This window comes from Pseudomonas sp. NFPP12 (assembly GCF_900103205.1).
GTDB lineage: Bacteria > Pseudomonadota > Gammaproteobacteria > Pseudomonadales > Pseudomonadaceae > Aquipseudomonas > Aquipseudomonas protegens.
On record NZ_FMWW01000001.1, the window covers coordinates 801050 to 813369 of the forward strand.

A 12320-nucleotide genomic window follows, 5' to 3' on the forward strand; every position below is an offset into this window, starting at 1 on the left:
CTCCAGAGGGTGAACCGGGTTCGAGCGCGGCAGCCCGCGCTCATGGATGGGGTCAGTGATGAGTGGCGCCGGATGCGCCAATGCCGGTCATGGAACGGATGAACTGCGCCAGGTAGCGCCCGCGCTCCAGTTCGGCCCGGGGCGAGCGGTCGCTGACGGAGAAGGCCCAGGCAAAGAAGAACGCCAGGCTCATGGAAAACAGCGCCGGGTTGGCATAGGGAAACAGCGCCTGGGGGTGATGCAGCACATTGACCCAGACCGCCGGGCTGAGCATCAGCAGCACAATCGCCGAGACCAGGCCAGCCAGGCTGCCGCCCACCGCGCCGCGAGTGGTGAGGCCTTTCCAGAACATCGAAAGGAACAGCACCGGGAAATTCACCGAAGCGGCGATGGCCAGCACCAGCCCCGAGAGAAAGGCAATGTTCTGCGATTCGAACAACAGCCCCAGCAGCACCGCCAGCACCCCGATGCACAGGGTGGCGATCCGCGAGACGCGCATTTCCTGCCGGGTGCTGGCCTGGCCCTTGCGCAGCACGCAGGCGTACAGGTCGTGGGAGACCGCCGAGGCGCCGGACAGCGCCAGCCCGGCCACCACCGCCAGGATGGTGGCGAAGGCCACGGCCGAGATGAAGCCCAGGAACAGGTTGCCGCCCACCGCCTGGGCCAGGTGCACGGCAACCATGTTGGCGCCGCCGATGATCGCGCCGCCGGCATCGCGGTACTGGGGCTCGGTACCGACCATGACGATGGCGCCGAAGCCGACAATGATCAGCAGCAGGTAGAAGTAGCCGATGAAACCGGTGGCGTAGAACACGCTCTTGCGCGCTTCCCGGGCATCGCTGACGGTGAAGAAGCGCATGAGGATGTGCGGCAGGCCGGCGGTGCCGAACATCATGCCCAGCCCCAGGGAAATCGCATCGATGGGGTTCGACAGCAACCCACCCGGGGCCATGATCGCGCTGCCCTTGGCGTGCACCGCGCTGGCCTGGGCGAACAGCGCCTCGCTGCTGAAGCCGAAGTGCTTGAGCACCATGAAGGCCATGAAGCTGGTGCCCGAGAGCAGCATCAGCGCCTTGATGATCTGTACCCAGGTGGTGGCCAGCATGCCGCCGAAGGTCACGTAGCAGACCATCAGCAGGCCCACCAGCATCACCGCATAGAGGTAGCTGATGCCGAACAGCAGCTCGATCAGCTTGCCGGCGCCGACCATCTGCGCCACCAGGTACATCAGCGCCACGCTCAGGGTGCCGAAGGCCGAGGTCAGGCGCACCGGCGTCTGGGCCAGGCGATAGGACACCACGTCGGCGAAGGTGTACTTGCCCAGGTTGCGCAGGCGTTCGGCGATCAGGAACAGGATGATCGGCCAGCCGGCCAGCACCCCCAGGGCGTACAACAGACCGTCGTAGCCATTGAGGAACATCATTGCCGAGATGCCGAGGAAGGACGCCGCGGAAATCATGTCGCCGGCGATCGCCAGGCCATTCTGCAAGCCGCTCATGCCGCCACCGGCGGTATAGAAGTCGCTGGCGGAGCGGGTGCGCCGGGCGGCCCAGCGGGTGATGCCGAGGGTCATCAGGACAAACACCAGGAACATGCCGATGGCGTTCCAGTTCAATGGCCGCGCCGGCGTGTCGGCCGCCAGGGCCAGATCGGTGGCCAGCAGGCAGGGCAGCAGGAATAGAGCGAGCAGGCGCTTCATGGCTGGCACTCGCGCTTGAGCTTGTCGTTCAGCGGGTCCAGCAGGCGGTTGCTGCGGTAGACGTAGAAGCCGGTGAGGGCAAAGGCCAGGCCGATCATAGCCACGCCCACCGGCATGCCGACGCTGGTGGCTCCGCCGGCCAACGAGCGCCCCAGCAGCCCGGGGCGGAAAGCCACCAGCAGTACGAAGCCGTAGTAGGCCAGGAGCATGATCAGGGTCAGCGACCAGTAGAGGCGCTGCTTGCACCGCACCAGCTGGATGAAGTCCGGATGGCGGGTGATGCGGGCGATCTGTTGTGGGGTCATGGCGCGTTCTCTTGTTTTTGTTGTTGGTGGCACGTGAAGGCGCTGCGCGGCCTTTCGCAGCTTCGCTGGGGCTCGGCAGCGGCTACGGGCGGCTGCGGGGAGCGCCGGAGTCAGAGCTGGTCGAAGTCCAGTACCACCTTGTCGCTGAGCGGGAACGATTGGCAGGAGAGGACGTAGCCGGCCGCGACTTCGTAGTCTTCCAGGGCGTGGTTGCTGTCCATTTCCACTTCGCCTTCGATGACCTTGCATTTGCAGGTGGAGCAGACTCCGGCCTTGCACGAGTAGGGCAGTTCGGCGCCCTGGGCGTTGCCGGCGTCGAGAATGCTCTGGCTGTTGCGCGGCAGGTCGAAGGCCAGGGCGCGGCCGTCGCTGATGACGGTGACCCGGCTGTGCCGGGCATCCAGGGCATGGGCGGTTTCCCGGGCCTGGCGCTTGTGCCCGTCGCTGTCGGCGTGGAACAGCTCGAAGTGGATGCGCTCGGCCGGCATGCCGGCAGCCTTGAGGCTGTCGCGCACGGTTTCGGTCATGGCCTGGGGGCCGCAGATGAACGCGGCCTCCAGTTGCTGGACGTCGAGCCAGCGGGAAAACAGCTGCTGGCACTTGTCCTGGTCGATGCGCCCGTTGTACAGGTCGATGTCCTGCCGTTCGCGACTGAACACGAACATCAGGTTCAGCCGCTGCAGGTAGCGGTTCTTCAGGTCCTCAAGCTGTTCGCGAAACAGCGCCGAGTTACTGGAGCGGTTGCCGTAGAGCAGGGTGACCCGGCTGTGAGGCTCGGTTTGCAGGGTGCTCTTGATGATCGACAGGATCGGCGTGATACCGCTGCCGGCCGCCACCGCCAGGTAATGGCCGCGCCGCGCCGGGTCCAGCTCCACATGGAAACGCCCGGCCGGGGGCATCACGTCCAGGCTGTGGCCGGGCTGCAATCGTTCATTGGCGAAGGCCGAGAAACGCCCGCCGGCCACGCGCTTGACCGCGATGCGCAGTTCACCGTCGTTGACCCCGGTGCAGATCGAATAGGAGCGGCGCACTTCCTCGCCTTCAAGCTCGGTGCGCAGCACCAGGTGCTGGCCCTGGGTGAAGTGGAACTGCTGTTGCAGGTGCGGGGGAACCTCGAAGGCGATGGACACCGCGTCGCGGGTTTCATTGCGCAGGTCCTTGATGGTCAGGCGGTGGAACTGGCTCATGGTGGTTCTCCACTGCGGCGCCGGGCCGCTCAGATGCACTTGAAGTAGTCGAAGGGTTCCAGGCAATCACGGCAGCGATACAGGGCCTTGCAGGCGGTGGAGCCGAACTCGCTGAGGCGCTCGCTGTGGGCGCTGCCGCATTGCGGGCAGAGCACCTGGGGCGTTTCTCCCAGCAGGCTGCGCTTGCTGCTGCCCGAGGGCGGTGCAATGCCGTAGGCCTGCAGGCGCTGGCGCCCGCGCTCGGTGATCCAGTCGGTGGTCCAGGCCGGGGTCAGCTGGCGCAGCAGCCTGGGGGCCTTGAAGCCGGCGCGCTCCAGGGCCTGGCGGATGTCGCTTTCGATCACCTCGGTGGCCGGGCAGCCGGAGTAGGTCGGGGTGACCGCCACCTGCAGGTGCCCCTGGTGCCAGTCGAGGTGGCGCACGATGCCCAGGTCGAGCACGCTGACCACTGGCACTTCCGGGTCCATGACCCGGTCGAGGGTGGCCCAGGCGGTGTCCAGGTCCCCGGGCAACGGGTCGCGTGCCCCCAGGTCGCTGCCGATCAGCTCACCAGACCGCATCGGGATAGGCTCGCGGCAGTGATTGCATCTGGGCCAGCAGCAGGCCCAGGTGTTCGGTATGCAGGCCTTTGCGCGCATCCAGGTAGAAGTGGCTGGGCGCTTCGGGCACAGGCAGGGTGGCCCGGGCGAACACCGCGGCGACCCTGTCCTGCCAGGCGGTGGCGACCTGAGTCGGGTCTGCCAGCAGCCCGGCCTGGTGCAACGCGTTCTCCGCAGGATCGGTGGCGATCAGTTCCCCGGTAAAGCGCCACAGCCGCGGCAGGGCCTGGAGCATGCGCCGGTGGCTTTCCTCGGTGCCATCCCCCAGGCGCTCGACCCATTCGCTGGAGCGACGCAGGTGGTAGGTGACTTCCTTGAACGCCTTGGCGGCGACCCCGGCGATGCGTGGATCGCTGGACAGGCACAGGCCACGGAGGGTTTCCAGGTGCCAGGCGTCGTAGAAGAACTGCTTGAGCATGGTCACCGCGAAGTCGCCATTGGGTTGTTCCACCAGCAGCAGGTTGCGGTAGGCGCGTTCGTCGCGGCGAAAGGCCAGATGGTCGGCATCCCGCCCGTCCGCCAGCAGTTCGGCGGCATAGTCCAGCCAGTTGCGGGCCTGGCCCACCAGGTCGAGACCGACGTTCATCAGTGCCAGTTCTTCTTCCAGGGCCGGGGCCCGGCCGCACCATTCGCACAGGCGCTGGCCCTGGACCAGGGCACTGTCGCCCAGGCGCAGCAGATGGTTGAGCAGATCGTTTGCAGGGTTCATGGCCGGCCTCACATGTGTCCGACTTCGGGGGGCAACTGATAGAAGCTGGCGTGGCGGTAGACCTTGTCGTCCGCCGGGTCGAACAGCGGCTCCTTTTCGTCCGGCGAGGAGGCGACGATCTGCGCCGAAGGCACCACCCACAGGCTCACGCCTTCGCTGCGCCGGGTGTAGAGGTCGCGGGCGTTGGCCATGGCCATCGGGGCATCGGCGGCGTGCACGCTGCCGACATGCTTGTGGTTGAGGCCGTGCTTGCTACGCACGAAAACCTCGTAGAGGGTCCATTCAGACATTGCAGTGACTCCACATCAGGGCTGGAGGGCCATTGCCCCTGGGGGCAATGGCCGGGGGTGAACGGGCTCTCAGGCGGCGTCGCGGGCGGCCTTCCGGGCGGCGTGGGCCACGGCGGCAGCCCGCACCCAGGCGCCGTCCTCGATGGCCTGCCGGCGGGTGTCCAGGCGTTCCTGGTTGCACGGGCCGTTGCCCTTGAGCACTTCGTAGAATTCTTCCCACTGGATTTCGCCAAAGTCGTAATGGCCGCGCTCGGCGTTCCACGCAAGCTCCGGGTCGGGGCAGGTGCAGCCCAGCAGCTCCAGTTGCGGGATGGTCTGGTCGATGAAGCGCTGGCGCAGTTCGTCGTTGCTCTGGCGCTTGATCTTCCAGGCCATGGACTGGGCACTGTTGGGGGAGTGTTCGTCGCTGGGGCCGAACATCATCAGGGCCGGCCACCAGAGACGGTTGATGGCGTCCTGGACCATGTCCCGCTGTGCCTGGTTGCCCTCGCGCATCATGGTCAGGAGGATTTCGTAGCCCTGGCGCTGGTGGAAGCTCTCTTCCTTGCAGATGCGCACCATGGCCCGGGAGTAGGGGCCGTAGGAGGTGCGTTGCAGCACCACCTGGTTGACGATGGCCGCGCCATCCACCAGCCAGCCCACGGCGCCCATGTCGGCCCAGTTCAGGGTCGGGTAGTTGAAGATGCTCGAATACTTGGCCTTGCCGCTGTGCAGCCGGGCCACTTCTTCGTCGCGGTCGGCCCCCAGGGTTTCCATGGCGCTGTACAGGTACAGGCCGTGGCCGGCTTCGTCCTGGATCTTGGCCATCAGTTGCAGCTTGCGCTTGAAGGTCGGGGCACGGGTGACCCAGTTGCCTTCGGGCAGCATGCCGACGATTTCCGAATGGGCGTGCTGGGAGATCTGCCGGATCAGGGTCTGGCGGTAGGCCTCGGGCATCCAGTTCTTGGCTTCGATCTTGATCTCGTCGTCGATCCTTTGCTGGAAGCTGCGTTCCTGTTCGGACATCTCGGCCAGTGGCGTGACGCGCTTGACCCCCGTTTCTACCAGCTGTGCGTACATGTGGCGTCTCCCGGTGTGAAGGTGTGGCTGGGCATGGGAATGTTTATATGTGATACGCAAATTAATATCAAACATAAAATAACGTGTCATGTTTGATTTTGGTATCGCATTGCGCCCCTGGGCCTTTGCCAAGGCAAAAAAAAGCCCCGCATCAGCGGGGCTTCCGGGAAGGATGGATTAGCGGTTGCGTTTGTCGATTACTCGGCAGGCCTTGCCTTCGGAGCGCTTGATGCTGAATGCCGGCTGCAAAACGATACGTGAGCTGATACCGATATGGGTCTTTATGTGGCGGCTAAGATCGCCGCAGAGGGCCCGCTGCTGCTCGTCCCCCAGTTGCTGGTGCTCAGGCTTGAGCTCGACGTGGATGTCAACGCTGTCGAGGTTGCCGTGGCGGTACAGGTGGATCTCGTAGCAGGGGGCCAGTTGCCCGACCTTCAGCACCTGTTCTTCGACCTGGGTGGGGAACACGTTGACCCCGCGGATGATCAGCATGTCGTCGCTGCGCCCGGTGATCTTGTCGATGCGCCGCATGGGCCGCGCCGTGCCCGGCAACAGCCGGGTCAGGTCGCGGGTGCGATAGCGGATCATCGGCAGCGCTTCCTTGGTCAGGGAGGTGAGCACCAGTTCGCCCAGTTCGCCATCGGCCAGTACCTGGCCGGTGATCGGGTCGATGATTTCCGGGTAGAAGTGATCCTCCCAGAGGGTAGGGCCGTCGCGGGTCTGCGCGCATTCCATGGCCACCCCGGGGCCGATGATTTCCGACAGCCCGTAGATGTCCAGGGCAGTGATGCCCAGGCGCTGTTCGATGGCACTGCGCAGTTCGTCGGTCCAGGGTTCGGCACCGAAGATTCCCAGGCGCAGCGCCAACTGGTGCGGGTCCAGGCCCTGGCGCTCGATCTCGTCGGCGATGTTGAGCATGTAGGAGGGGGTGACCATGATGATGTCCGGCTGGAAATCCTTGATCAGTTGCACCTGCTTCTCGGTCTGGCCGCCGGACATGGGGATCACCGTGCAGCCCAGGCGTTCGGCGCCGTAGTGCGCCCCCAGGCCGCCGGTGAACAGGCCGTAGCCGTAGGAAATATGCACCTTGTCCCCGGGCCGGCCGCCGGCGGCGCGGATCGAGCGCGCCACCACCTGCGCCCAGGTGTCGATGTCGTTGCGGGTGTAGCCGACCACCGTGGGCTTGCCGGTGGTGCCGCTGGAGGCGTGCAGGCGTACCACCTGGTCCATGGGCACGGCGAACATGCCATAGGGGTAGTGGTCGCGCAGATCGGCCTTGGTCGTGAAGGGCAGGTGCGCCAGGTCTTCCAGGCGCTTGATGTCCTGGGGGTGCACCCCGAGCTGGTCGAAGCGCTGGCGGTACAGCGGGACCCTGTCGTAGGCGTGGTTCAGGCTCCAGCGCAGGCGTTCCAGCTGGTGCTGGCGCAGGTGGTCGATGCTGGCGGTTTCCATCGGGTCCAGCAGCGCGTCGGGCACGGTTCCGGCAATCGGCATGTTCATGGTGTCACTCGAATTGTTGTTGTCTTGTAGCCCGCCGGCGGGCGGGCTCTGAGTGCATGCCCCGGGGCGCAGGCGAGCCCCGGGGGGAGTCTTTTTACTGTGCTTGCAGCCGCTCGCTGATCAGCGCGATGCCCGGGTCGACACCGATGCACATGGTGCACAGCGCGTAGCGGCCCCGGCGCTGCGAATGAGGATACGGACGGCATCGATGAGCAGTGGGTCATTCATGGGAGGTCTCCTGTGTCAGCACCGGGCCGTGCACTTGGTAGGATTTGCCTTGGAGCAGGGCGATGAGCCGGCCCTGCTGGTTTTCCACGCGCACCGCGTAGTGGCCGGTGCGGCCGCCGCGGTTCTGTTCATGGCAGTCGGCGGTCAGGGTGTCGCCCAACTGCGCCGGGGCGATGTACTCGATGCTGCAACCCAGGGCCACTGTGGCCCGGTCATGGCTGTTGCAGGCAATGGCGAAGGCCGAGTCGGCGAGGGTGAAGATCAGGCCGCCGTGGCAGGTGCCGTGGCCCTGCAGCATGTCGGCCCGCACGCTCATGCCCAGGCGCGCCGCTCCGGGCGCCACCGACAACAGGCGCATGCCCAGGGCGTTGCTTGCCGGGTCACGTTCGAACAGGGTCCGGGCGCAGCGCCGGGCCAGTTCCATGGCGTCATGTTCAGTCATGCAGGGGCCTCCTTGGAGTCGCCGTGGTCAGCAGCCCTTGAACACGGGGCTGCGTTTTTCCATGAAGGCGCTGACGCCTTCGCGGTAGTCCTCGCTGCATCCGGCCAGGCGTTGCAGGTCGCGCTCCAGGTCCAGTTGCTCATCGAAGCTGTTGTGCAGGCTGGCATTGAGGCTGCGCTTGATCAGGCCCAGGCCGTAGGTGGGTTGGGTAGCCAGGTGCCGGGCCAGGCTCAGGGCCTGGTCCCGCAGTTGGGCATCATCCACGCACTGGTAGATCAGGCCCCACTGCTCGGCCTGTTCGGCACTCAGGCGGCTGCCGAGCAGGGCCAGGGCCTTGGCCCGGGCCATGCCCACCAGGCGCGGCAGCAGCCAGGTACCGCCGGAATCGGGAACCAGCCCGAGCTTGCAGAAGGCCTGGATAAAGCTTGCCGAGCGTGCGGCCAGTACCAGATCGCAGGCCAGGGGCAGGTTGGCCCCGGCCCCGGCGGCCACCCCGTTGACCGCGCAGATCACCGGCAGCGGCAGGTCCCGCAGGGCTCGCACCAGGGGGTTGTAGAAGGTTTCGATGGAGGCCCCCAGGTCCGGCGCGGCGCCGCCGGGTGCCACGGTGCGCTCGCCCAGGTCTTGCCCGGCACAGAAGCCCCGGCCTTCCCCGGTCAGCAGCAGGACCCGCACCTGCGGGTCATTGCGCACCAGGTCCAGGGCTGCCTGAACCTCGCGGTGCATCGTCGGGTTGAAGCTGTTGAGCTGTTCGGGGCGGTTGAGGCTGAGAAGGGCCACGCCCTCGCTGATGGAGAACAGGATGGTGGTGAAGTTCATGGGCGGGGCGCTCTGTGCTGGGCGATCAGGCGAACACCACCGACAGGCGTGGAGGCAAGGCGTTGAGGCATGGTGAATGTCCTCGGGGTGGCCGGTGGTCGGCTCGATTGTCGGGTCGGCTGGTTGGCCGGTTTTTGTCGAGTATATCGCCAATGCGATACATAAAAACAATAGTGACTTGAATTTAATGTGTCTTGATTTTGAGTATCGGTCCAGCTTTTTTTGTAGCCCCAGGCTCACGACAAAAGCCTCCAGGCTGCCTAAGGCGTTGATAAATACGGGACTGACAAGTCTTTGTGGAGCAGCCAGGCTGGCTGATTGCGGCGGCGCCGGTCTTGTGCGTGGCCAATAATCTGATACAAACTGCCATCCGCAGTTCATCGTATTTCCTGCTTTCAGATGACGTGTTCTTCAAGGAACCTCTCCATGACCTGTTACAGCCTCGATGGATTGACCCCGGTGGTCGACCCCAGCGCTTATGTGCACCCTTCAGCGGTGCTGATTGGTGATGTGATAGTCGGCGCCCATTGTTACGTCGGCCCGTTAGCCAGCTTGCGGGGCGATTTTGGGCGGATCGTTCTGGAGGAGGGGGCAAACCTGCAGGATATGTGTGTGATGCATGGTTTTCCCGACAGCGATACGGTGGTCGAGCGCAACGGCCATATAGGTCATGGCGCTGTCCTGCATGGCTGTCGAATTGGCGCCGACGCCCTGGTGGGCATGAATGCGGTGGTGATGGACAACGCGCATATCGCGCCCCGTTGCATCGTTTCCGCGGCAGCCTTCGTCAAGGCCGGCTTCGAGTGTGCGCCACAGTCGCTGATCATGGGCACGCCGGCCCGGGTCAGCCGCCCGCTCAGTGACGCGGAGCTGGCCTGGAAGCAGGCGGGGACCCGCGAATACCAACAGCTGGCCAGGCGTTGCCTGGAGCAGATGCGGCCTTGCGAGCCGCTGCGGGAGGCAGAGCCCGGGCGCCCGCGAATCGGCAACAGTGCGCTGCGCCCCAAGGCTCGCCCATGAACCTGCCCGGGCGCTATAGCTGCCTGAAACCCGCTATATTCCTTCCTTTTTTGCCGGTACATCCATGTCGTCCCTAGCGCCACTGAACCACCTGATCAAACGTTTCCAGGAGCAGACTCCGATCCGCGCCAGTTCGCTGATCATCACCCTGTACGGCGATGCCATCGAGCCCCACGGCGGCACGGTGTGGCTGGGCAGCCTGATTCAGTTGCTGGAGCCCATGGGGATCAACGAGCGCTTGATCCGCACCTCGATCTTCCGCCTGAGCAAAGAGGGCTGGCTGAGCGCCGAAAAGGTCGGCCGGCGCAGTTACTACAGCCTGACCCTGACCGGGCGCCGGCGCTTCGACAAGGCCTTCAAGCGCGTGTACAGCGCCGGAGTGCCGGCCTGGGACGGCGCCTGGTGCCTGGTGATGCTCTCGCAACTGTCTGTCGAGTTGCGCAAGCAGGTGCGCGAAGAGCTGGAATGGCAGGGGTTCGGCGCCATGTCGCCGGTACTGCTGGCCTGCCCGCGCAGTGATCGGGCCGATATCAACGCCACCCTGGCGGAGCTTGGCGCCCAGGAAGACACCATCGTCTTCGAGACCACGCCCCAGGATGTCCTGGGTTCCAGGGCCCTGCGCCTGCAAGTGCGGGAAAGCTGGAACATCGATGAACTGGCAGCCCACTACAGCGAGTTCATCCAGTTGTTCCGCCCGCTCTGGCAGGCCCTGCGCGAGCAGGAGCAATTGCAGCCCCAGGATTGCTTCCTGGCCCGGCTGCTGCTGATTCATGAGTACCGCAAGCTGCTGCTGCGCGATCCGCAACTGCCCGACGAACTGCTGCCCGGGGATTGGGAAGGCCGCGCGGCGCGCCAGTTGTGTCGCAACATCTATCGTCTGATCCAGGCCCGGGCCGAAGAATGGCTGGCCACTGCCCTGGAGAACGCCGATGGCCCGTTGCCGGATGTCGGCGAAAGCTACTACCGGCGTTTTGGCGGGCTGGTCTAGCCCACTCATCCACGGGGTGCCAGCTGTGATGCCCGAGGCCAGGGGATAGGCCCCGGGCGTTGCAGCCCGGGTTTATCACGGCCCGGATGTTAAATAGTCATTGACCTGCGAATTTGTCCTGATCTAGGGTCACGAACGTATTCAACGCAACTAAGCAGAGAATGTTTCAGCGCTATTGCAGTTGAATGACGTGCACTGCAAGTTTGAAGATATTTGCAATATAGGGAGCATGGCCAGGTACAGGTATTCGGTCCTGCAGGGAAAGCAGACAGATAAAGGAATTATCGATGAAGTGGATTCGCAACCTGGCTACAAAGTTCGGCCTGGCCATGATGTTGGTTATTTGGGGCAAGTTGGCTATTGCTTCGCAACTGGTTCCGGCATTTGGGCTGGCCAATGATCAATATGCCAAGTCTCCGGGGCCCTATGCAGTCAGCACCAATGCTGTTCTGAGTGATTGCCGTGGGTTGTTGGGGGTATTGGCGCGGATCATGCTGTTGGATAACAGCCTGCAATGCAATCAGTCCTTTCCTTACGGATTCTCCAATCCGATCTCCACCAGCGTCTATTATCCGTCCAATATCAAGCAATTGGACAAGTTGCCAGTGGTCAACTTCGTCGGCGGCATTCTTTCCAACCAGGGGCAGTACACAGATCTGCTGCGGCTGTGGGCGAGCTACGGCTTCATCGTGATCATCTCCTCGGACTTCATCAACACCGCCCCCACCATGCATGTGCTCGGCGCCCTGGAACTGAGCAAGCTCAACCAGGACCCGACCTCGCCACTGTTCGGCAAGGTCGACCTGTCGCGCACCATTGTGGCGGGGCATTCGGCGGGAGGAGGCGCATCGATTCTATCGGCAAGCCTCTTGCCAGAGACCTTGAAGGGCATCGACCCGCAGTTGCGCTATATCGGCTCGCTGCCGATCGAACCCGGGCCGATCGGCCTTGGCTCCACGGTGAAGACACCGACCCTGGTGCTCACCGGCGCAGCGGACGTAGTGGTCCCGGCCTGGGCCTGGCCAAGGCTGTGGCAGGGCGGGCTGATCAAGGCCGTGCCGGGCTGGAGCGCAACCGCCCATAACGCCACCCATTTCAGCCCGGTCAGAAGCGTCAGGGAAGATGAGTTTGCCGGTATTACCACGGCCTGGATCTTATATATCGGCAAGAATGACCCGGCCGCCAAAGAATACTTCGTCGGTGAAGATTACAAACTGGCCCGAGATCCGCAGTTCATTCGCCTGCTATTCAACCCGCTGCGGGTCCAGCGCAATGAAGTAGCCGATAGCCTTCAATAGCACTGTGCTTTCTCCGGTAAAACGGATACAGCCCAGGGAGTGTGCGAAGACTGTTTTCTGGCCCATTCAATAGTGCATTTCGCCAGCGCAAAGTTCAGGCGCCGGCGAAATGTACCGGGCGTTTCTTGAGCTCGGGTGTTTTATTCATGAAATATTCTTCCTGCGTTACCTGGCAAT

General features: G+C 64.2%; 13 protein-coding genes. 3 read left to right on the top strand and 10 right to left on the bottom strand.

What is annotated here, in order from left to right:
- Nucleotides 1–52: 52 nt before the first annotated feature.
- The 10 genes from BLS75_RS03460 to paaG all read right to left on the bottom strand — a co-directional run bounded on the left by BLS75_RS03460 (nt 53) and on the right by paaG (nt 8837).
- On the bottom strand, nt 53–1699 hold the full coding sequence (locus tag BLS75_RS03460; RefSeq protein WP_072450269.1) for a cation acetate symporter: 1647 nt from the start codon (nt 1697–1699) through the stop codon (nt 53–55).
- Nucleotides 1696–2004: a DUF485 domain-containing protein gene (locus tag BLS75_RS03465; RefSeq protein WP_072441763.1), complete on the bottom strand. Its 309-nt coding sequence runs from the start codon at nt 2002–2004 to the stop codon at nt 1696–1698. The genes BLS75_RS03460 and BLS75_RS03465 overlap by 4 nt, the downstream gene beginning before the upstream one ends.
- 110 nt (nt 2005–2114) lie before the next feature.
- On the bottom strand, nt 2115–3191 hold the full coding sequence (gene paaE, locus BLS75_RS03470) for a 1,2-phenylacetyl-CoA epoxidase subunit PaaE (RefSeq protein ID WP_072441764.1): 1077 nt from the start codon (nt 3189–3191) through the stop codon (nt 2115–2117).
- Nucleotides 3192–3220: 29 nt separating this feature from the next.
- Nucleotides 3221–3751, bottom strand: coding sequence for a 1,2-phenylacetyl-CoA epoxidase subunit PaaD (gene paaD / locus BLS75_RS03475; protein WP_011061423.1), 531 nt, complete (start codon nt 3749–3751; stop codon nt 3221–3223).
- Nucleotides 3738–4499: a 1,2-phenylacetyl-CoA epoxidase subunit PaaC gene (gene paaC / locus BLS75_RS03480; RefSeq protein ID WP_072450270.1), complete on the bottom strand. Its 762-nt coding sequence runs from the start codon at nt 4497–4499 to the stop codon at nt 3738–3740. The genes paaD and paaC overlap by 14 nt, the downstream gene beginning before the upstream one ends.
- Nucleotides 4500–4507: 8 nt before the next feature.
- On the bottom strand, nt 4508–4789 hold the full coding sequence (gene paaB, locus BLS75_RS03485; RefSeq protein ID WP_011061421.1) for a 1,2-phenylacetyl-CoA epoxidase subunit PaaB: 282 nt from the start codon (nt 4787–4789) through the stop codon (nt 4508–4510).
- 69 nt (nt 4790–4858) lie between these two features.
- Nucleotides 4859–5848: a 1,2-phenylacetyl-CoA epoxidase subunit PaaA gene (paaA, locus tag BLS75_RS03490; RefSeq protein ID WP_011061420.1), complete on the bottom strand. Its 990-nt coding sequence runs from the start codon at nt 5846–5848 to the stop codon at nt 4859–4861.
- A gap of 177 nt (nt 5849–6025) precedes the next feature.
- Nucleotides 6026–7348 carry a phenylacetate--CoA ligase PaaK gene (gene paaK, locus BLS75_RS03495; protein ID WP_011061419.1) on the bottom strand — a complete coding sequence of 441 codons (1323 nt, stop codon included), beginning with the start codon at nt 7346–7348 and terminating at the stop codon, nt 6026–6028.
- A gap of 220 nt (nt 7349–7568) precedes the next feature.
- On the bottom strand, nt 7569–8018 hold the full coding sequence (gene paaI, locus BLS75_RS03500; RefSeq protein WP_011061418.1) for a hydroxyphenylacetyl-CoA thioesterase PaaI: 450 nt from the start codon (nt 8016–8018) through the stop codon (nt 7569–7571).
- Nucleotides 8019–8045: 27 nt separating this feature from the next.
- On the bottom strand, nt 8046–8837 hold the full coding sequence (paaG, locus tag BLS75_RS03505) for a 2-(1,2-epoxy-1,2-dihydrophenyl)acetyl-CoA isomerase PaaG (protein WP_072450271.1): 792 nt from the start codon (nt 8835–8837) through the stop codon (nt 8046–8048).
- 426 nt (nt 8838–9263) lie between these two features.
- Here paaG and paaY point away from each other — a divergent pair, with 426 nt between their 5' ends.
- The 3 genes from paaY to BLS75_RS03520 all read left to right on the top strand — a co-directional run bounded on the left by paaY (nt 9264) and on the right by BLS75_RS03520 (nt 12143).
- A complete protein-coding gene (gene paaY, locus BLS75_RS03510) occupies nt 9264–9857 on the top strand; it encodes a phenylacetic acid degradation protein PaaY (RefSeq protein WP_072450272.1) in 594 nt (197 codons plus the stop codon).
- A 64-nt stretch (nt 9858–9921) separates the two neighbouring features.
- Nucleotides 9922–10845 (top strand): phenylacetic acid degradation operon negative regulatory protein PaaX, encoded by a 924-nt coding sequence (gene paaX / locus BLS75_RS03515; protein WP_011061415.1) that lies wholly within the window; start codon nt 9922–9924, stop codon nt 10843–10845.
- Nucleotides 10846–11174: 329 nt separating this feature from the next.
- Nucleotides 11175–12143, top strand: coding sequence for a poly(ethylene terephthalate) hydrolase family protein (locus tag BLS75_RS03520; RefSeq protein ID WP_225368807.1), 969 nt, complete (start codon nt 11175–11177; stop codon nt 12141–12143).
- Nucleotides 12144–12320 lie beyond the last annotated feature (177 nt).